Genomic DNA, 19,208 nt, shown 5'->3' with positions numbered 1-19,208 from the left:
TCAGACTTGCGGTAACTGACCGATGATCGCCGCGAGATCGACCCATACGTTCTCTCGTCTGATCTGCCCGCCCTCGCCGAATTCGACGACATGCAGCATGCGGAATTCCAGCGGACGCCCACGGCCTTCGAGACCGAACGGCCTGCCCGGCGCCTTGCCGCGCCACAATGATTCGTCGATGACGAAGCCATCGCCATAAAGACGGCGCAAGCACTCGACCCGGCTCTCCGACAGATCGGCGAACAACGCCTCGTAGAACGGCCGCGCGCCCTCGCGTCCATGCGCGGGACCAACCGGCCAGCCGACGACATCGTGCTCGACATCCTCCGTAAGCGTCGCGAGCACGCCCTCGACATCATCGCGTCGCTCGAAGCCGAAGTGCTCGTCGATCTTCCGGTCCATCTCCACTCGAGTCAGCGTCATGATTGCCTCCTTGCGTGCGCCATCCTTTCCGATTCATTTTAGTGAGACAACAGTCTCATTACAAGATCAGAATATCGGAATCCGAGGCTAATGCTTAGCTATGCAATCACTTCACTGCGCGGCGAATCTTCATGGATAAAAAAATGGCGCGGTCTCTTTCGAGGCCGCGCCATTTCTTCATTCGATCCGGGTATCAGACAGCCCGCCGCACCATCAATTCCTTGATCTTGCCGATCGCCTTGGTCGGATTGAGCCCCTTGGGGCACACGTCGACGCAATTCATGATCGTATGGCAACGGAACAGACGATACGGATCTTCCAGGTTGTCGAGCCGTTCGCCCGTCGCCTGATCGCGGCTGTCCGCGATGAAGCGATAGGCTTGCAGCAGGCCCGCCGGTCCCACGAACTTGTCCGGGTTCCACCAGAAGCTCGGGCACGACGTCGAGCAGCTCGCGCACAGAATGCACTCGTAGAGACCATCGAGTTCATCGCGCTCCACCGGCGACTGCAGGCGCTCTTTCTCGGGCGGCGGCGTATCGTTGATCAGGTACGGCTTGATCGAATGATACTGGTTGAAGAACTGCGTGAAATCGCAGATCAGGTCGCGCACCACCGGCAGCCCCGGCAGCGGACGCAGCACGATCTTCTGCGGCAGTTCATTCAGGTTCGTCAGGCACGCGAGGCCGTTCTTGCCGTTGATGTTCATCGCGTCCGAACCGCACACGCCTTCACGGCACGAACGACGGAACGACAGCGTCTCATCCACCGACTTCAGCTTCACCAGCGCGTCCAGCAACATGCGCTCGTGCTCGAGTTCGAGCTCATAGGTCTGCATGCGCGGCGCCGCGTCCTTGTCCGGATCGTAGCGATAGACTTCAAAAATTCTCTTTGCCATTTCTCTATCCTCGTGCGCTTAGAAGGTACGCGCCTTCGGCGGCACCGATTCGACCGTCAGCGGCTTCATCTGCACCGGTTTGTAATCCAGCCGATCGCCCTCGCTGAACCACAGCGTGTGACGCATCCAGTTCTCGTCGTCGCGATGCTCGTAGTCGCTGTGCGCGTGCGCGCCACGGCTTTCCTTGCGCGCTTCGGCCGACACCATCGTCGCGCGCGCCACTTCGATCAGGTTCGCCAGCTCCAGCGCCTCGACCTTGGCCGTGTTGAACACCTTCGACTTGTCCTTCAGATGCACGTGCTTCACGCGCTCGGCCAGTTCCGCGATCTTGCCCACGCCCTCTTCCAGCAGCTTCGAGGTGCGGAACACGCCCGCGTGCGCCTGCATCGACGCGCGGATGTCGCCCGCGATGTCCTGCGTGTATTCGCCCGAGGTGGACTTCTCCAGCACCGCGAGACGTTCCATCGCGAAGTCGGCGGCATCGGCCGGCAAGGGCTTGTGCTCCTTCAGTTCCTTCGCGTGCTTGATGATGTGATTGCCCGCGGCGCGCCCGAACACCACCAGATCAAGCAGCGAGTTCGTGCCCAGACGGTTCGCGCCGTGCACCGAAACGCACGAACATTCGCCCACTGCGTAGAAACCGTTGACCGGATCGTCGTAGCCCTTCGCGGTGCCCACGACCTGACCATGCATGTTCGTCGGAATACCGCCCATCTGATAGTGGATGGTCGGCACCACCGGAATCGGCTCCTTGATGCAGTCGACGTTGGCGAACTTCAGCGCGATCTCGCGAATCGACGGCAGACGCTTCATGATCGTCTCCGCGCCGATGTGCGACAGGTCCAGCAGCACGTGATCCTTGTTCGGACCCACGCCGCGGCCTTCCTTGATCTCCTGGTCCATCGAGCGCGAAACGAAGTCGCGCGGCGCGAGATCCTTCAGCGTCGGCGCGTAGCGTTCCATGAAACGATCGCCGTTGGAGTTGCGCAGAATGCCGCCTTCGCCGCGCACGCCTTCGGTGATCAGCACGCCCGCGCCCGCCACGCCCGTCGGGTGGAACTGCCAGAACTCCATGTCCTGCAGCGCGATGCCCGAGCGCGCGGCCATGCCGAGGCCATCGCCCGTATTGATGAACGCATTCGTCGATGCCGCGAAGATACGGCCCGCGCCGCCCGTGGCGAACAGCGTGGTCTTGCCTTCGAGGATATAGACCTCGCCCGTTTCCATTTCGAGCGCGGTGACGCCGAGCACGTCGCCATCGGCGTCGCGGATCAGATCCAGCGCCATCCATTCGACGAAGAAGTGCGTTTTAGCCGCGACGTTCTGCTGATACAGCGTGTGCAGCAAGGCGTGGCCGGTACGGTCGGCAGCAGCACAGGCGCGCTGCACCGGCTTCTCGCCGTAGTTCGCGGTGTGACCGCCGAACGGACGCTGATAGATCGTGCCATCGGCGTTGCGGTCGAACGGCATGCCCATGTGCTCGAGCTCGTACACCGCATTGGGCGCTTCACGGCACATGAACTCGATCGCATCCTGGTCGCCGAGCCAGTCGGAGCCCTTGATGGTGTCGTAGAAGTGATAGTGCCAGTTGTCCTCGCTCATGTTGCCAAGCGAAGCGCCGATGCCGCCTTGTGCAGCCACCGTATGCGAGCGCGTCGGAAACACCTTCGAGAGCACCGCGACGGAAAGCCCCGCGCGCGCGAGCTGCAGCGATGCGCGCATGCCCGATCCGCCCGCACCGACGATGACCACGTCAAAGCGACGACGCGGCAGGGAAGTCTTGATTGCAGCCATGTTCTTTACACTCTCCAGAGAATCTGTGCGGCGTAGCCGGCGCATCCGATCAGCCACAGGATGGTCAGCACCTGCAGCAGCAGGCGCACGCCCATGGGCTTCACGTAGTCCATCCAGATGTCGCGAATGCCGACCCACGCGTGATAGAAGAGGCAAAGCAGGGCCACGAAAGTCGCAAGCTTCATCCACTGGGTCGCGAAAATGCCGGCCCAGCCTTCATAGGAGAAGTTATGCGCGCCGAAGAACCAGAACAGCAGAATGACGGTATAGATGGCCATCACGACCGCGGTGACGCGTTGCGCGAGCCAGTCGCGCAGACCGTAGTGGGCGCCGACGACCAGGCGCTTCGGACCAACTCGATTTTGCGTTGCCATGTTTAGAACACTCCGAAGATCTTGAGAGCCATCGCGAGCGTGAGCAACAGCGAAACGATCAGCACGATGAGCGCGGTCTGCCTGCCGCCTTCCTTGTTCACCGCGACGTGGGTGTCGAGCAGCAAAAAGCGAATGCCCGCGCAGAAGTGATGCAGATACGCCCACGACAGCACGAGCGTGATGATCTTGACGATGGGGTTGGCGAGAAAGCCCTTGAACGCGTCGAAGGAGATTTCCGACGTGAGGCTCTGATCGAGCAGATACAGGATAAACGGCAGACACACGAAGAGCAGCAAGCCGCTCACGCGATGCAGGATGGATACTTTCCCTGCCAGCGGCAAGCGATACTTCGCGAGTTGGCCGATTCCGATGTTCCGGTATTCCGGCCTGGGTTTTTTCATTGCTTCAGCCACGTTAGACCCCTTCCCAATCTGATTGACGATTTTCGCGCGTCGTCGATGCTCGACACGGGCGCGACTCGTCCAGCCTGATCCGCCTCGAAAAGCGCCCGGCGATGGTTTTGTGGAGAAGTTTTTAACCCGCGCACTGCGCGATAGCGGTATTTTGTCGCGCGATTGATATACTGTCCAATATCTATCTCGTCTTTCTGAAATATTTTTTACAGATATCGCATGGAACTGCGCCATATCCGCTATTTTCTGGCCGTCGCCGAAGAGCGCAACGTGACGCGCGCGGCCGAGCGACTCGGTATCGGCCAGCCGCCGTTGAGCCAGCAAATTCACGCGCTCGAAGATGAACTGGGCGTGCGGCTCTTTCGGCGCACCGGGCACGGCGTCGTGCTGACGGAAGCCGGCGAAGCGTTCGCCGTCGATGCCAAGCGCCTCATGACCGACGCGCGCCTCGCCATCGAAAAGGCGCAGAGCGCGGGGCGCGGCGAGATCGGGCAGCTCAATATCGGCTTCACGGGTTCGGCGGCGTTCAATCCGGTCGTGTCGAAACTCATCCGCTCGTATCGTCAGGCGTATCCGAACGTCACGCTCACGCTCACCGAAGGCAACACGGCGCAACTGCTCGCCCATCTCGACGCGGGCCGCGTCGACGTTGCGTTCGTTCGCCTCGGCAGCCAGTCGCCTGCCGGCGTGCAGATTCATCACATCGCGATCGAGCCAATGAAAATCGTGCTGCCCGCCACGCACACGCTCGGCCGAAAACGCAAGGTGCCGCTCGCGGCGCTGGCCGACGATCCCTTCGTGATGCTGCCGCGCGAAGCGAGCCCGACCTTGCACGACGTCATCATCGGCGCGTGCCGTGAAGCGGGATTCGAGCCGATCGCCGGGCAGCAGGCGCCGCAGCTTTCCTCAGTCGTGAATCTGGTCGCGGCGGAGTTCGGGGTATCGCTGGTGCCGGCGTCCGTGTGTCAGATCCAGGTCGACGGCGTCGCCTACACCGATGCCCTCGGCAGCGCCATCACGATTCGTCTGGCGCTTGCCTCGCGCATCGACGCGACTGCCGCCAAGACCGCCAACTTTCTCGACATCGCGCGGCAAGTCGTTACGTCATCGGCGTGACATTGTCATCAGAACAAGCGCGCATTGCATTCGACGCATTTTCGTCCAACACTTCAGTTCGCAAGAATAGCGTCGAGAAGGCCGAATCCCGTTAGATCGAGGAGCAAGGTCATGCGCGAAGAATTGAAGCATCCGCTGCAATGCACGCCCGCGTGCCGCCGGGGTTTTCTCAAATCGATTGCATCCGCGACGATCGCCGGGCTCGCCGCGCCGCCGTTGCTCATGGCGTCCGCGCATGCCGACGCGTTGACGCACGCGCAGCGCGACAGCATGACGCCCGAGCAGATCATCCAGTTGATGAAGCACGGCAACGAGCGCTTTCAGAAAGGCGAGCGCAAGGATCGCAATTATCTGCGCGAGCAGAAAGCGAGCGCGAAAGGCCAGTATCCCGCGGCCGTGCTGCTCAGTTGCATCGACTCGCGCGCGCCTGCCGAAGTCATCATGGATCTGGGTATCGGCGATATCTTCAATTGCCGCATCGCGGGCAATATCGAAAACGACGATATTCTCGGCAGCATGGAATTCGCGTGCAAACTGATGGGCGCGAAGGTCGTGCTCGTGATGGGACACACGTCGTGCGGCGCGATCAAAGGCGCGATCGCCAATGCGGAGTTAGGCCATCTCACAGGCCTGCTCGCGCGCATCAAGCCCGCTGTCGATGCAACGCAATACGACGGCGAACGCTCCGCGACCAACTACACATTCGTCGATAAGGTAGCGCGCAAGAACGTCGAGCTGACCATCGCGCAAATTCGCCGCGACAGCGCCGTGCTGAGCGAGATGGAAAGCCAGCACACGATCAAGATCGCCGGCGCGATGTACAACCTCGGCACCGGCGCGGTGGACTTCTACGGCGCCTAGCTTTCGACGCGCTCGCGAACCTCGTTCTGCTTCGTCACGACGCCGCGAGCCGCCGCCGTCCAATAATCCGTCCGCACGCCGATATCCTCAGAAACGAACGGTCCGCCGCGCGTCGACCGGTAGTGCGCGAGCGCCTTGTACACGAGACGTTGGCCGATCAGCAGAATCGGCACGTTGAGCAGCACCATCACGATGTTCATCAGATCGGACAGCGCCCACAGGTTCGGCAATTCGAGCCCCGCGAGCACGGTCAGCGCGCCGAACGGCACGAACACCAGCGAGCCCACGACGCGAATGCCGGTGATGAAGCCGCGACTGCGCGAAATGAAGTTCGCCGATATCTCCGCGAACGAGATCATGCCGAGCAGCGTGGTGAACGCGAAGAGCCCGTAGCACACGCACATCACGATCTTGACGACATGCGCGACCGAAACCGGCACGAGCGTTTCGACCGAAGCCAGATAGACCGTGATCTTCGATGCCCTGACCGATTCCCACGCCTGACCGTCGACGGTGCCGGTCCACACGTGCGCCATCACGACGATGAAGCCGGTCATCGTGCAGATGACCATCGTGTCGAAGAACACGCCGAGACTCTGCACGAAACCCTGCTCGCAGGGATGATCGTTGTCGGCGATGGCGGCGGCCATCGTGATGGTGCCCTGGCCCGCCTCGTTCGACATCAGCCCGCGTTTGACGCCTTGCGCAAGCGCGGTGCCGATCGCGCCGCCGAAGAGCGCATGCGGCGCAAACGCACCGATGATCACTTCATGAAAGAAGTACGGAATCAGCGGCAGATTGATCAGGATGATGACGAACGACATCAGGCAGAACAGCGTCGCCTTGATGGGCACGAGCACATCGGTATAGGCGGTGACGCGGCGAATGCCGCCCATGATGATGAACGCGCACGCCGCGACGAGCGCAACGGCGATGACGTAGTACACCGTCGACTGACGCGCGAGGTGCGTGCCGCTCACGGTGTCGGCAATGGTGCCGATCGCGGTGAACACGTTGAACGTTTGCGGCGGCACGTTGAAAAGCGCGTACACGATGAACACGAGCGACAGAAACGTGCCGACGATGCGCCTGTCGCCGAGAATGCGCCGTCCATAGAAAGGCAGGCCGCCGACGAACTCGTCGTGCTTCTTCTCCTTGAAGAGCTGCGCGAGCGTGGATTCCATGAATGCGGTGGCCATGCCGAAGAACGCGGCGACCCACATCCAGAACAACGCGCCCGGCCCGCCGACGGAAATCGCGCCGGTGATGCCGACGATGTTGCCCGGCCCCGCGCGCATCGCGAGCCCGAGCATGAACGACGCGAGCGCGCTGACGCCGGTATTCGACGACTGCCGCCGCAACATGATGCGTATGATCTTGCCGACGTTCATCGTCTGGATGAAGCGCGTTCGGATGGTGAAGTGAATGCCCACGCCGACGAGCAGAAGAATCGCGAACGAGAACTGCCCGAGCACGGGAATGCGCGCATAGGCCTTGAAATTGGTGGGGAAATCCCACAAGAAATCCGAGACGGGTGCAATGAAGGCAAACAATGCATTCACGGATTGGAAGAGACTTTCCACGCGGGGCGTTCCTTTCTTGCTTCGACCTGTTTCGAACAGGCGTTCGGAATGTTAAGAAACCAGCGTTCTTTCAAGCTGGTGCTCGTGCCTGCGCGGGCACGAAACGAGTGAGGCAGCGATTATACGGTTCCGGGACCGGCCATCATCCTGATCGCCGATGGCGAAGCCGAAACGGGTGTCGGCGAATAAGACAGTTAGTTGCGATGCGACGTCACGCTCAACTCATTCTTTTCTCGCACAATCTCGTGCATAACGCGACTGGAGAACGAGATGGCAGAACGAATCGCCAAACTTCTCGCCGTGGCTTCGATGGCTCTGCTCGCCTCGCTCGTCAGTTTCGGCAATCTGACGGACTACGGCAGCAACCTGCAATTCGTCGAACACGTCCTGAGGATGGACACGACCTTTCCCGGCAACGCCAACATGTATCGCGCGATCACGTCGCCGATGCTTCAGCATCTCGGCTATGACGTGATCATTTTTCTCGAGACGGTCACAGCTCTGCTTTGCTGGGCAGGCGTCGTCGCGATGTGGCGCGCGCTGCGCGAGGAGAATGCAGTGTTCGCGCGCGCCAAGCGCTGGGCGATCGCGGGCCTTACGCTTGGCTATCTCACTTGGCAGGTCTGCTTCATGACGATCGGCGGCGAATGGTTCGCCATGTGGCAATCGCAGCAATGGAACGGCACGGAGAGCGCGTTTCGCTTCTTCATGACCTTCCTGGTGATATTGATCTTCGTGTCGCGCGGTGAATCGCGTCCTTGACGACGATCAGCGCGATCGATGCGCCTCAGTTCAACGCCACCGCAGCCGCCGCCCCCACCGGCGACCCTTCGATCTGCACCGACTCTTTCCCATCGGGACCCACCGGCACATCCCCGACGAGCGTCGTGCGATACAACTGCCTGTCGAAGTCGAGATCGAAGATATCCGTGGGTGCGAGATGCGCGGTCGTACGGTTATCCCAGAACGCGATGCTGCCCGGCTCCCACTTGAAGCGCACCGTGAATTCCGGCCGCGTCACATGCTCCCACAGCAATTCGAGCAAGACCTGGCTCTCGCGCGGCGCCAGTCCCGCGATATGCTTGAGAAAGCCCGGACTCACATACAGTGCGCGCTCGCCGGTCTCCGGATGCACGCGCACGAGCGGATGCTCGCTCACGAGCGTGTGATCCTTCACGGCTCTCGCGAACGCATCGGTGCCACTCGCGCCTTGCGGCGGCGCGAAGCGATGCACGCCGCGCAAACCATCGACGAAAGCGCGCAGCGGCGCGGACAGCTTCTCGTACGCAATCACCAGATTGGTCCATTGCGTGTCGCCGCCATAAGGGGGAATCGTCACACCGCGCAGAATCGATGCGAACGGCGGATTCACCGCCGCGGTGACATCCGTGTGCCAGCCGGTCCAGGGACGCAACAGCGCCTGACCTTCGAAGCGCGTGGCCTTGCGGAACTTCGAGATCGAATAGATCTCGGGATGCCCGTCGACATGACCGAACACCGGATGCCCGACCGTGAGCTGGCCGAATTGCGCCGAGAACGCGATGTGCTGCTCGTGACTCAGAAACTGCTCGCGAAAGAAGACCACGCGCCATTTGAGCAGCGCGGCACGGATCGCGCCGACCTGTGCGGAAGTCAAGGGACGCGTGAGATCGACGCCGCCGATCTCCGCGCCGATATGCGCCGAAAGCGGACTGATGGTCAATTCTGCTTCGGTTTCGATGGCTGCGGCGTTCACTCTGGACTCCTTTATATTTGGATCAAATAAGAGGCACATTCAGCTGCCCTGCGCGTTCGCACCGTCGGCGAAAAAGTAATCGCGCCACGATTTCGGCTCGTGACGAATCACGCCGACCTTGTGCAGGAACGTGCCGAGTTGCAGCGTGTTTTGCGGCGTCGTCGCGAAGCTGGCTTCCTTATCGCTCAGAATACGCTCGACGAACGCAGGCGAGAGCTTCGAGCCATCCTGACGAATGTAGATGGCCGCGGCCTGCGCCTTGTCCTTTTCGACGAGTCTCGCCGCATCTTCGAGCGCCGCGCGCACCGCCGCATAGGTCTTCGGATTGTCCTTGCGCCATGCGTCCGAGGTCACGGCGACGCTGCCCGTCGACGGTCCGCCCAGTATCTCGGTGGAACTGGTCACCTTGTGAATCTTCGGGTCTTCGAGTTCCTGATACTGATAAGGCGCGTTGGAGAAATGGAGGTTGATGACCGAGTTGCCCGATAGCATCGCGGTCGTCGCATCGGCGTGCGGCATGTTGACTTCGAAGCGGTCGAGACGCGCATAGTTCGCGTCACCAAACGCTCTCGCCGATGCCATCTGCAGCAGACGCCCCTGTTGCGACACCGCGACCGACACTACAGCGATGCGATCCTTCTCGCCGATATCCGTGATGTTGCGAATGCGCGGATCGTTCGTCACGAGATACACCGGCACCGCGCTTTGCGCCGCGATGGCGCGAAAATCCTGACGTCCGCGCGTGCGGTCCCAGATCGTCATCAAAGGCCCGATGCCGATAGTCGCGATATCCGCCGCGCCCGACAGCAGCGCGTCGTTCACCGCCGCGCCGCCCGAGAGCGTATTCCATTGCACGTCGATATCGAGGCCCGAGCGCGCGCCCGCTTTCTCGATGAGCTTCTGATCCTTCGCCACCTTCAGAAGAAGCGAGCCGATGCCGTATTGATCGACGATCTTCACCTTGCCCTCCGCATGCGCGCGATGGACTGGCAAGGCAAATGCCGCCATCAACGCGAACACGGCGAAGAGGCGCTGCAAGGATGGTGTCGTCGTCATGCGGGGATATCGTGGGGAGAGCGGCAGCAGGCAATCAATGTACTAGCCGCTTCCTCACACGCGAACGAAGAAATCCCGATACGGATAGCTTGGTTCGCGATAAGCGCCGGGAGGCGCTCACGACGATTCGATGCACTGCGCCGTCTCGCCAGGCGCAGTGCGGTAAAACATGCTTACCAGTGGTAGTTCATGCCGGCGAACACCTGACGTCCATAGCCGAACGCGCACCAGCTGCCGTAATAGCACGACGCGACATATTCCTTGTTGAAGAGGTTCTGCGCATTCACGTAGAGTTCCACGCCCTTGAACTGCGGATTCGCGCGGCCGAGGTCGTAGCGCAACGTGGCGTCGACGAGGAAGAAGCTCGACACCTTGAACGTGTTGTCGCTGTTATACGTCGTGCCGGTGTAGCGTCCGCCCGCGCCCATCGAGAGACCGGCGAGCGGCCCGCGATTGAGCGTGTAATACGCCCACAACGAAGCCTGATTCGACGGAACCGCCGGCAGGAACTTGCCATCCAGACCGCTGTTGTCCTTCGTGTACTTCGTGTTCAGGTACGTGTAGCTCGCGGTGACGTTCAGCGAATCCGTGAGGCTCGCCTTCGCTTCGAGTTCGAGGCCAAGCGAACGCGCTTCACCGACCGCCGACGAGAACGCCGGGTTGTCCGCGTTCACGGTCAGGAGGTTCTTGCGCGTCAGGTCGAATATCGCCGCCGAGAAGAACGCGTTGTAGCCCTTCGGCGCGAACTTCACGCCAAGCTCATACTGACGGCCACGCTCCGGCTGGAACTGATTGCCGTTGATGTCCGTGCCCGCTTGCGGCGTGAACGACTCGGTGTAGCTGAAGTACGGCGCGATGCCGCTGTCGAACACGTATGACAGACCGGCACGCCACGTGAGTGCGCGGTCGAACTGATGCGACACGATGTTGTACGTCTCGTTGTCCGAGTCGCTGCTCGCCCAGTCGCCGCGCGCGCCGAGCGTCAGGATCACGTTGCCCCAGCGCGCCTGGTCCTGCGCATAGACGCCGTATTGCGTGCCGCTCACGGTCTGGTGATACCGGTCGGGCGGCGTCACCGCCTGGTTGTAATTCGGCGCGAACATGTCGAGCGTCGGTCCCACGCCGAAGCCCGCGTCGAAGTTGCTCGCGTAGTGCTGGTAGTCGAAGCCGAACAGCACCGCGTGATCGATCGATCCGGTCGAGAAGTTGCCTTCGAGTTGATTGTCGAGGCTGATCGTGTTGAGGTTGTCCTTCGACGCCGCCGTGCCACGGTCGAGCGTGCGCAGGTCGTCTTCGAGATTGCTTGCATAGACGCTCTTGTAGTCCTGCGCGAGATGCAGCAGGCGGGCGTTCGAGCGGAACGTCCACGCGTTGGTGAGCTTGCGTTCGAACTTGTAGCCGATCGCTTCCTGCACGCGATTGAAGCTCTCGAAATTGTGATCGCCGTCGTAGAAGTCGCTGGGCAGCTTGCCGTTCGGGTTGTAGAGCACCGTGCCTTGTGGCGGCACGCTGCCGTAGGACGTGCTGCGCGGATCGCGCTGATACAGGCCATAGAGCGTGAGCGAGGTCTTGTTGTCCGGGCGCCACGTGAACGACGGCGCGATCGCGATGCGCTTGTTCATCGTCGATTGCACCTGTCCGTCTTCGGAGCGCGCCAGCGCGGTGATGCGATATAGATAGCGGTCATCGCCCGCGATCGGCCCGGAGAAATCGAAGGTCGCCTGCTTGTGCGCGTAGTTGCCGAACTCGACGCCCACTTCGTGCAGCGGCACGACCGTCGGCATCTTGCTTTCCTGATCGAGCAGGCCGCCTGCGGCCGCCTGACCGTAGAGCACGGAAACCGGGCCCTTCAGCACTTCGATGCGCTCCATCATGAACGGATCGAGCTGCGGCACCGCGTACCACGCGTTGTCGAGCAGCTTGAGACCGTTCCAGTATTTGTCGGCGTCGAAGCCGCGGACCTTCAGCATGTCATAACGCGACGCGATGCCGCCGCGCGTCTCGGGCGTCACGCCCGACACGTAGCGCACCGCCGCGTTAAGCGTCTGCGCGTTCTGCTGATCCATCTGGTCACGCGTGACGACCGAGACGGACTGCGGCGTTTCGAGCAGCGAAGCGGTGTTCTTCAGCGCGGTCGATTCCTTCGCGACATAGCCTTTCGTCGGACCATAAGGCTCGTCGACGTTTTGCGCTGTGACCTTCACGGCCGGCAGCGTGCTTTCGGCCGATGCGGATGCACCGGCCGGCGCGGAGTCCGTCGATTGCGCGTAGGCGAGCGGCGCAACCGCGAACAGCAGCAGGGTCGCCAGTTTCAAGGGCCGCATCGCGACCGGGCTCGTCGTTCCAGATTTCATGCTCAATTCTCGTTGGATGTCGTTGCGTGTGTGAATGCGAATCGTTATTATTTGCGGGCGAATTGTGACCGGACGTTTTGTCTTTGTAAAGAAATGATTCGAGCGTGTTGGTCCGAAAGCGACACAATCCGCCGAAAGCAGAATGAAATTTATTGGGGCGCGACGTGGCGCGGGCGCGCAGTGACTACCATGAAAGCGGGTCGCCGCCGTGAGCATCGGCTCCGACATGGAACGCACACGCGAGGTCACACCCATGAACTCTTCTCTTTCTTCCACCGGCGCGTACGTGCTCGGCCATGCCGATCTGGAAGTGCAGCGCCTCGAAAACCAGGCGCGTTTCATCGGCGATCTGACCGAGGAAATCCTGCGACGCGCGGGTCTCGCGCCCGGTATGCGCGTGCTCGATCTGGGCTGCGGCACGGGCGATGTCTCGTTGCTGGCTGCGTCGCTGGTCGGGCCGGACGGCTCGGTGCTCGGCATCGATCAGGCGCCGGGCGTCATCGACAAGGCGCGCGAGCGAGCAGAGCGCGCGGGCATCGGCAACGTGCGTTTCGAGGTCGCGAGCATGGCGGATTTCGATCTCGTCTTGCCCGTCGATGCGGTCATCGGCCGTCTTATCCTGCTGCATCTGCCCGATCCCGCCGCGACGTTGCGCCGCCTCGCCGCGCAGGCGGGCGCGGGTACGCTCTTCGTGTTCCATGAGATGGACATGAGCACCGCGCGTTCGATGCCCGAGTCGCCGCTATGCGCGCAAGGCATGCGCTGGATCATGGAGACGTTTGCGCGCGCCGGCGTCGAGACCGACATGGGATCGAAGCTGTATTCGACGTTTCGTCGCGCCGGACTTCCCGGCCCGCAGATGCTGCTTTCCGCGCGTATCGAAGGCGGGCCTGACTCGTTCGCGTATCAGTATCTGGCTGAAGTGCTGCGCACGCTGTTGCCGCTCGCCGATCGGTTTGGCGTCGCGCGCGCGGATGAAGTCGGCATCGATACGCTGGCCGCGCGGTTGCGCGATGAGATCGTCGCGCTCGATGGCGTCATTCAGCCGCCTGCTTTCATCGGCGCGTGGGTGCGAGTGGTTTAGCCAGCCGCTTTCTTCTTCCCTTTCGCCTGATTGAATTCGATCGCCGCGCGCACGAGATTCTTCAACGCGCGCGCGTCGATCTTGTCGCCTTCGAAGAAATCGATCGCGCGCCGCGCATTGCCTTCGAGGCCAGCATTGAAGAGTTTGGCGGGATCGGGAAGGCTCGCGCCATAGGCGAACGTCAGCTTGACTTTCCCCTTGTGAGCATTGGCCACCGCGATCATGCCATCGCGGTACCACACCGGACTGCCCATGTACTTCCACTCCTCGACGATCCCATCATCCGCCGCGAGGATGATCTTGCGCACATTGGCGAAGGTCTCGCCGCGCCAGTCCGCAATGCCCGCGATCAATGCGTCGATTCGTTCCGATGGGTTCATGTGGTCCTCTCGTTATGGTTCCGTTCCCGCGCCGACAATCTAGCGCATGAGACCCGGATTGCCTATCGTGAGTTGCAGTCGATGAGCCTGATCCAGATGAAAGATGAACGACGGTCGCGAGCGAATCAGCAAAGTCCGCACCTCCGCGCTGCGCGCCGTGCGAATGTAGTCGTCGACGGTATTAACCAGCTTCTGCAGAAAGGCGGCCTCGCGATCGAGGTACGCTTCATCGAAATCGTAGGTTCCGGTTTCTTCGAGATTGGCGATGTCATCGATGCCTTGCTTCGTCAATGCATCGCTCGCCGCGCTGCGTTGCGGCTGCGTGCCGACCCGCTGCGTCAGCGCGGCGATTTCCTGATTGACCTGCGCATGCTCTGAAACGAGCCGCCTCGCGAACACCTGAAGACTTTTGGAGCGCGTCTTGCGCAACGCCAGATTGCCCGCGGCGATTTCCGCCTGATTGGCGACGAACACGACGCCGAGCATCTGTTCATCGGACAACGGCCGATCCTGCCCCTGCACGCGAACCGTCCACGCCAGAAGCAACAGCAGGGCCGCTGCGATACGCATGCATTTCATCGGTGCCCCCCGATTTCGTCGATGCCAATGACTTTACTCCACGCGCGCCTTCGCCCAATCAGCCTTGCGCGCCAGCGTGACGAACGCCGCAAGATAGTCGATACCGGCATCGACCTCGCGCGTGCCGAGAAAGATCCGCTTTGCGATGCCCTTTCTGCCGAGTTTGAGCACGGCGAGCGGCATGCGCTCCGCGTATTCTTCCGCGAGCCAGCGCGGCAGCGCCGCGACGCCACGCCCGCTCGCGACCATCTGCATCATGATGTCCGTCGTCTCGATCACCTTGTGCCGCCTGGGCACGACGTTCGCGGGCGTCAGGAACTGCGTGTAGATGTCGAGGCGATCGGTTTCGACCGGATACGTGATGAGCACTTCCTGCGAAACCTGCGCGGGCGTGACGTATGAAACGGCCGCGAGCGCGTGGTCTTCGGGCACGACGAGCACCTGCTCGTAATCGAATACGGGCGTGAAACGCAAGCCCGGCTTCTTCAGCGGATCGGGCGTCACGAGCACATCGATGTCGTAGCCGAACAGCGCGCCGATGCCGCCGAACTGAAAGCGCTGCTTCACGTCGACATCGACATCGGGCCAGCGCGCGAGATACGGCGACACGACCTTGAGCAACCACTGATAGCACGGGTGACACTCCATGCCGATCCGCAAGGTGCCGCGCTCGCCTTCGGCATATTGCTTCATGCGCGCTTCGGCCAGTTCGAATTGCGGCAGCATCCGGTTCGCGAGACCGAGTAAATACTGACCGGCCTGCGTGAGCCGCATGCTGCGCCCCTCGCGCGTCCAGACCGGCGTGCCCAGTTGCTGCTCCAGCTTCTTCACGGTATGACTCAGCGCCGATTGCGTGAGATTGAGCACGTCGGCGGCAGCGGTCAGCGAGCCCTGTCGCTCGACTTCTCTCACGACCATCAGATGCGCGCGTTCGAGCATCGGCTTCTCCATGAAGAAAGTTAATCGATGCATGAAATTAAACCATTTTTATTCATGCATCGAAAATTCTATCATCACTGTCACTCACTCTCATTTCTACAAGAACTCGCACGATGGTCACGACACATAACCTGGGTTTCCCGCGCATCGGCGCGCAACGCGAACTGAAGTTCGCCCTCGAAAACTACTGGAAGAGCCAGTCATCGCGCGATGAACTCGAGGCCGCCGGCGCGCGCTTGCGCGAACGGCACTGGAAGGATCAGGCGCATCTCGATCTCGTGCCGGCGGGCGATTTCGCCTTCTACGATCAGGTGCTCGACATGAGCTTCACGCTCGGCAATTTGCCCGAGCGCGTGCGCGGTTTTCACGGCGACGCGCTCGACAATTATTTCCGCGTCGCGCGCGGACGCTCGGCGGGAAGCGCCGAAGAACATGCGGCGTGCTGCGGCGGCGTGGCCGCGGGCGAGATGACGAAGTGGTTCGACACCAACTATCACTACATCGTCCCCGAGTTCGACGCGGCGACGCAGTTCAGGCTCGATACGTCGCGTCTCATCGAGCAGCTCGGCGAAGCGCGCGCGCTCGGCGTGAACGCGAAGCCGGTCATCATCGGGCCGGTGACGTATCTGTGGCTCGGCAAGACGAAGGACGACTCGGACAAGCTCGCGCTGTTGCCGCGCCTGCTGCCCGTTTATGCGGCGTTACTCGATCACTTCGCGGCGCTCGGCATCGAGTGGGTACAGATCGATGAACCCGCGCTCGTCACCGAACTCGATATGCCATGGCGCGATGCCTTCATCACCGCTTACGCTGCGCTCTCGGCGCGCCGCGTGCGCCTGCTGCTCGCGACTTACTTCGGCCCGTTGCAGGAGAACCTTGATTTCGCGTGCAAGCTGCCGGTGGACGGCTTGCATATCGATGCGATCAACGCGCGCGATGAAGCAGTCACCGCGGCGTCGCTGTTGCCGGATACGTCGGTGCTGTCGGTCGGGCCGATCAACGGGCGCAATATCTGGAAGACCGATCTGAACGCCGCGCTCGACTGGCTCGAACCGCTGCATGCGTCGCTGGGCGAGCGGCTCTGGATCGCGCCATCGTGCTCGTTGCTGCATACGCCCGTCGATCTGGCGAGCGAAGACAAGCTCGACGCCGAGATCAAATCGTGGCTCGCCTTCGCGCTGCAAAAGCTCGACGAACTGAGCGTGCTCGCGCGCGCATTGAACGAGGGCCGCGCCGCCGTCGCCGACGCGCTTGCGCTCAACGCGGCGGCCATCGAAAGCCGCCGCACTTCAGCGCGCGTGCATAACCCTGCGGTAAAGGCGGCGATAGCGGAGCTCGACGCGGCGCTCGGCCAGCGCGCGAACGCCTATGAAGTACGCGCGGTCAAGCAGGCCGCGATGCTCGATCTGCCGGCTTATCCGACAACGACGATCGGCTCGTTCCCGCAAACCAACGAAATCCGTCAGGCGCGCAGCCAGTTCAGGAAAGGCGAACTCGATGCAGCCGCCTACAAGGCCGCGATGGAACGCGAGATCACGCGCGCCGTGAAGGAACAGGAAGCGCTCGGACTCGATGTGCTCGTGCATGGCGAAGCCGAACGCAACGACATGGTCGAATACTTCGGCGAGCAACTCGATGGTTACGCGTTCAGTCAGTTCGGCTGGGTGCAGTCGTACGGCTCGCGCTGCGTGAAGCCGCCGATTCTCTTCGGCGACATCAGCCGCCCGAAGGCGATGACGGTCGAATGGACCCGCTACGCGCAGGCGCAAACGAAGAAGCCGATGAAAGGCATGCTGACGGGTCCGGTCACGATCCTCAACTGGTCCTTCGTACGCGACGATCAACCGCGTTCGGTGTCGTGCCAGCAACTCGCGCTCGCGATTCGCGAGGAAGTGCTCGATCTGGAAAAGGCCGGCGTGCGCGTGATCCAGATCGACGAAGCCGCGCTACGCGAAGGCCTGCCGCTGCGCCGCTCGCAATGGAACGACTATCTGCGCTGGGCGGTGGAATCGTTCCGCATCACCGCTAACGGTGTACAGGACGAAACGCAGATTCATACGCACATGTGCTACTCGGAATTCAACGACATCATCGCGTCGATCGCGGATATGGACGCCGACGTCATCACGATCGAAACCTCGCGCTCAGACATGGAACTGCTCGATGCCTTCGACGATTTCAACTATCCGAATCAGATCGGGCCGGGCGTGTACGACATCCATTCGCCCAATATCCCGAGCGAAGCGCATATCGTCGATCTGATGAAGAAGGCGGCGCAGCGCATTCCGGGCGAGCGCCTGTGGGTGAATCCGGACTGCGGACTCAAGACGCGTCAATGGGACGAAGTAATTCCCGCGCTTCGAAACATGGTCGCGGCGGCGCACGCGTTGCGCGCATCGACGTGATGGTGTTTCAGACGGTCAGCGTATTGCGGCCTGCGAGCTTCGCACGATACAGCGCGACGTCCGCGCGTTGCAGCGCATCGTGGAAGCCTGTCTCGTTCGCCGCGATCTGCGACACACCGATGCTCGTCGTCCATTCCGGCATGCCTTGCGTGTAGGTGCGGCAAGCGGCGTGGATCTGGTTCGCGCAGACCTGCGCATCCGCTGCGCGCGCCGCCGGGAGAATGGCGACGAACTCGTCGCCGCCGAGCCGGCCGAACTCGCCGCCCAGCGATTCGACTTCCGCGCCCGCGAGCCGCGCCAGTTCGATCAGCACGTTGTCCCCCGCGAGGTGACCGTGGCGGTCGTTGATTTCCTTGAAGTGATCGAGGTCGATCGCGAGCACGGTCGCGCCCGGCGCGGCGAGGCGCATCGCGTGGCGATTGAATCCGGCGCGGTTCCACACGCCCGTCAGCGGGTCGCGCCGCGCAGCATCGCGCAGACGTCGTTGCGCGCGCTCGGCGGGAATCGCGAGCAGGCCGAGATTGAGCACGCCCAGCAGCAACTGATCCGAGAGCATCGGAATCAGCGCAAGGTAATTGATGCCTGGTCCGGCCCACGCATAGGCCGCGAGCGTTACCGCATAACCTGGCAGATAGCCCAGCATCGCCAGGCCCGCGATGCGTCGCGCGCGACTGTTCTCGCGCCCGCCGCTCGACCACAGCGTGAGGCCGGTGATCGCGGCCGAGATCGCGACGCCAATCGTGTCGCCCGCGTGCGTCAATGCCGAAACGATCGGACCATGACCGCCGATCCATGTCGGCAAAATATGCAACGCCGCACCGCCGGCGACAGGCGCAAGCATCCATCTGCGCCACGGCGGCTTGCCGTCGAATGATCGCAGACCCGAAATGATCAGCATATTGGTGGCCGCGAGCGCACCGAGCAACGACGCGACGAGCACGAGATTGCCGCGGGCGAGTTCGAAGCCGATCAGCACGGCCGCATACAGGAACGCGCTCGCCGACCAGTGCATGAAATGCGGCTCGATTCGGCGGCCGAAGCGCACCAGCGCGAAGACCAGACCGAACGCGGTGCTCGCGAGCACGCTGCAAAGGCGAAGTGTTTCTGTGTCAGGTGTGTGGAACATGGAAAGCGTACGCGACGGCGCACGGCGCATCGGCGACAAACGGCCGTATCATACCTTTCGCTTTCGAAGGCTGCGAAAACGGCACGCTTGT

Annotated in this window: 18 protein-coding genes; 5 read left to right on the top strand and 13 right to left on the bottom strand. The window is 62.0% G+C overall.

Going from position 1 to position 19,208, the window contains the following annotated elements; translation table 11 throughout:
- The 5 genes from NK8_RS38600 to sdhC form a co-directional block, all read right to left on the bottom strand.
- Window positions 1–423 (bottom strand): nuclear transport factor 2 family protein, encoded by a 423-nt coding sequence (locus tag NK8_RS38600; protein WP_213234422.1) that lies wholly within the window; start codon window positions 421–423, stop codon window positions 1–3.
- 193 nt (window positions 424–616) lie between these two features.
- Entirely contained in the window at window positions 617–1,318 is a 702-nt protein-coding gene (locus tag NK8_RS38595; RefSeq protein WP_061180598.1) for a succinate dehydrogenase iron-sulfur subunit, read from the bottom strand.
- A gap of 18 nt (window positions 1,319–1,336) precedes the next feature.
- Complete coding sequence (gene sdhA / locus NK8_RS38590) at window positions 1,337–3,112, bottom strand: succinate dehydrogenase flavoprotein subunit (RefSeq protein WP_162066992.1); 1,776 nt, start codon at window positions 3,110–3,112, stop codon at window positions 1,337–1,339.
- A 5-nt stretch (window positions 3,113–3,117) separates the two neighbouring features.
- Window positions 3,118–3,486, bottom strand: a complete 369-nt coding sequence (gene sdhD, locus NK8_RS38585) for a succinate dehydrogenase, hydrophobic membrane anchor protein (protein WP_061180612.1) — start codon at window positions 3,484–3,486, stop codon at window positions 3,118–3,120.
- Window positions 3,487–3,488: 2 nt separating this feature from the next.
- Window positions 3,489–3,899, bottom strand: coding sequence for a succinate dehydrogenase, cytochrome b556 subunit (sdhC, locus tag NK8_RS38580; RefSeq protein WP_162069520.1), 411 nt, complete (start codon window positions 3,897–3,899; stop codon window positions 3,489–3,491).
- A 219-nt stretch (window positions 3,900–4,118) separates the two neighbouring features.
- On the opposite strand from sdhC, the gene NK8_RS38575 reads away from it, so the two are divergent.
- Together NK8_RS38575 and NK8_RS38570 are read left to right on the top strand one after the other, a co-directional pair.
- The gene (locus NK8_RS38575) at window positions 4,119–5,015 is read left to right on the top strand and encodes a LysR family transcriptional regulator (protein WP_213234421.1); all 897 of its coding nucleotides are present in this window, start codon (window positions 4,119–4,121) and stop codon (window positions 5,013–5,015) included.
- 111 nt (window positions 5,016–5,126) lie between these two features.
- Window positions 5,127–5,876 (top strand): carbonic anhydrase family protein, encoded by a 750-nt coding sequence (locus tag NK8_RS38570; protein WP_213234420.1) that lies wholly within the window; start codon window positions 5,127–5,129, stop codon window positions 5,874–5,876.
- Here the strand turns inward: NK8_RS38570 and NK8_RS38565 are convergent.
- The gene (locus NK8_RS38565; RefSeq protein ID WP_213234419.1) at window positions 5,873–7,459 is read right to left on the bottom strand and encodes a sodium:alanine symporter family protein; all 1,587 of its coding nucleotides are present in this window, start codon (window positions 7,457–7,459) and stop codon (window positions 5,873–5,875) included. The genes NK8_RS38570 and NK8_RS38565 overlap by 4 nt on opposite strands.
- A 270-nt stretch (window positions 7,460–7,729) precedes the next feature.
- On the opposite strand from NK8_RS38565, the gene NK8_RS38560 reads away from it, so the two are divergent.
- Window positions 7,730–8,221 (top strand): DUF2165 family protein, encoded by a 492-nt coding sequence (locus NK8_RS38560; protein WP_213234418.1) that lies wholly within the window; start codon window positions 7,730–7,732, stop codon window positions 8,219–8,221.
- Window positions 8,222–8,246: 25 nt separating this feature from the next.
- Here NK8_RS38560 and NK8_RS38555 read toward each other — a convergent pair whose 3' ends face one another.
- From NK8_RS38555 to NK8_RS38545, 3 genes are all read right to left on the bottom strand, one after another.
- On the bottom strand, window positions 8,247–9,194 hold the full coding sequence (locus NK8_RS38555; RefSeq protein ID WP_213234417.1) for a TauD/TfdA family dioxygenase: 948 nt from the start codon (window positions 9,192–9,194) through the stop codon (window positions 8,247–8,249).
- Window positions 9,195–9,233: 39 nt separating this feature from the next.
- Window positions 9,234–10,250 carry an ABC transporter substrate-binding protein gene (locus NK8_RS38550; RefSeq protein WP_213234416.1) on the bottom strand — a complete coding sequence of 339 codons (1,017 nt, stop codon included), beginning with the start codon at window positions 10,248–10,250 and terminating at the stop codon, window positions 9,234–9,236.
- Between the two features lie 173 nt (window positions 10,251–10,423).
- Window positions 10,424–12,604, bottom strand: a complete 2,181-nt coding sequence (locus tag NK8_RS38545) for a TonB-dependent siderophore receptor (RefSeq protein ID WP_213234415.1) — start codon at window positions 12,602–12,604, stop codon at window positions 10,424–10,426.
- A 253-nt stretch (window positions 12,605–12,857) separates the two neighbouring features.
- Here NK8_RS38545 and NK8_RS38540 point away from each other — a divergent pair, with 253 nt between their 5' ends.
- A complete protein-coding gene (locus tag NK8_RS38540) occupies window positions 12,858–13,688 on the top strand; it encodes a class I SAM-dependent methyltransferase (RefSeq protein WP_213234414.1) in 831 nt (276 codons plus the stop codon).
- On the opposite strand, the gene NK8_RS38535 is transcribed toward NK8_RS38540, so the two are convergent.
- From NK8_RS38535 to NK8_RS38525, 3 genes are read right to left on the bottom strand one after another with little or no spacing between them, the layout of a single operon-like run.
- Complete coding sequence (locus NK8_RS38535) at window positions 13,685–14,068, bottom strand: DUF1801 domain-containing protein (RefSeq protein ID WP_162069511.1); 384 nt, start codon at window positions 14,066–14,068, stop codon at window positions 13,685–13,687. The two genes, NK8_RS38540 and NK8_RS38535, sit on opposite strands and share 4 nt — an antisense overlap.
- 39 nt (window positions 14,069–14,107) lie before the next feature.
- Window positions 14,108–14,638, bottom strand: coding sequence for a DUF4142 domain-containing protein (locus NK8_RS38530; protein ID WP_367657849.1), 531 nt, complete (start codon window positions 14,636–14,638; stop codon window positions 14,108–14,110).
- A gap of 42 nt (window positions 14,639–14,680) precedes the next feature.
- Window positions 14,681–15,586, bottom strand: coding sequence for a LysR family transcriptional regulator (locus NK8_RS38525; protein ID WP_213234522.1), 906 nt, complete (start codon window positions 15,584–15,586; stop codon window positions 14,681–14,683).
- 113 nt (window positions 15,587–15,699) lie between these two features.
- On the opposite strand from NK8_RS38525, the gene metE reads away from it, so the two are divergent.
- Window positions 15,700–17,991, top strand: a complete 2,292-nt coding sequence (gene metE / locus NK8_RS38520; protein ID WP_213234412.1) for a 5-methyltetrahydropteroyltriglutamate--homocysteine S-methyltransferase — start codon at window positions 15,700–15,702, stop codon at window positions 17,989–17,991.
- A gap of 7 nt (window positions 17,992–17,998) precedes the next feature.
- On the opposite strand, the gene NK8_RS38515 is transcribed toward metE, so the two are convergent.
- Window positions 17,999–19,117 (bottom strand): GGDEF domain-containing protein, encoded by a 1,119-nt coding sequence (locus NK8_RS38515; RefSeq protein ID WP_213234411.1) that lies wholly within the window; start codon window positions 19,115–19,117, stop codon window positions 17,999–18,001.
- Between the last annotated feature and the right edge of the window lie 91 nt (window positions 19,118–19,208).

This window comes from Caballeronia sp. NK8, assembly GCF_018408855.1.
GTDB lineage: Bacteria > Pseudomonadota > Gammaproteobacteria > Burkholderiales > Burkholderiaceae > Caballeronia.
This window is presented reverse-complemented; position numbering and strand designations above follow the sequence as displayed.

What these genes read in the sequence shown, in the direction of transcription:
- NK8_RS38600 (WP_213234422.1), bottom strand. Translation starts at nt 423, where the DNA reads ATGACGCTGACTCGAGTGGAGATGGACCGGAAGATCGACGAGCACTTC.
- NK8_RS38595 (WP_061180598.1), bottom strand. Translation starts at nt 1,318, where the DNA reads ATGGCAAAGAGAATTTTTGAAGTCTATCGCTACGATCCGGACAAGGAC.
- sdhA (WP_162066992.1), bottom strand. Translation starts at nt 3,112, where the DNA reads ATGGCTGCAATCAAGACTTCCCTGCCGCGTCGTCGCTTTGACGTGGTC.
- sdhD (WP_061180612.1), bottom strand. Translation starts at nt 3,486, where the DNA reads ATGGCAACGCAAAATCGAGTTGGTCCGAAGCGCCTGGTCGTCGGCGCC.
- NK8_RS38575 (WP_213234421.1), top strand. Translation starts at nt 4,119, where the DNA reads ATGGAACTGCGCCATATCCGCTATTTTCTGGCCGTCGCCGAAGAGCGC.
- NK8_RS38570 (WP_213234420.1), top strand. Translation starts at nt 5,127, where the DNA reads ATGCGCGAAGAATTGAAGCATCCGCTGCAATGCACGCCCGCGTGCCGC.
- NK8_RS38560 (WP_213234418.1), top strand. Translation starts at nt 7,730, where the DNA reads ATGGCAGAACGAATCGCCAAACTTCTCGCCGTGGCTTCGATGGCTCTG.
- NK8_RS38550 (WP_213234416.1), bottom strand. Translation starts at nt 10,250, where the DNA reads ATGACGACGACACCATCCTTGCAGCGCCTCTTCGCCGTGTTCGCGTTG.
- NK8_RS38545 (WP_213234415.1), bottom strand. Translation starts at nt 12,604, where the DNA reads ATGAAATCTGGAACGACGAGCCCGGTCGCGATGCGGCCCTTGAAACTG.
- NK8_RS38540 (WP_213234414.1), top strand. Translation starts at nt 12,858, where the DNA reads ATGAACTCTTCTCTTTCTTCCACCGGCGCGTACGTGCTCGGCCATGCC.
- NK8_RS38535 (WP_162069511.1), bottom strand. Translation starts at nt 14,068, where the DNA reads ATGAACCCATCGGAACGAATCGACGCATTGATCGCGGGCATTGCGGAC.
- NK8_RS38530 (WP_367657849.1), bottom strand. Translation starts at nt 14,638, where the DNA reads ATGCGTATCGCAGCGGCCCTGCTGTTGCTTCTGGCGTGGACGGTTCGC.
- NK8_RS38525 (WP_213234522.1), bottom strand. Translation starts at nt 15,586, where the DNA reads ATGCTCGAACGCGCGCATCTGATGGTCGTGAGAGAAGTCGAGCGACAG.
- metE (WP_213234412.1), top strand. Translation starts at nt 15,700, where the DNA reads ATGGTCACGACACATAACCTGGGTTTCCCGCGCATCGGCGCGCAACGC.
- NK8_RS38515 (WP_213234411.1), bottom strand. Translation starts at nt 19,117, where the DNA reads ATGTTCCACACACCTGACACAGAAACACTTCGCCTTTGCAGCGTGCTC.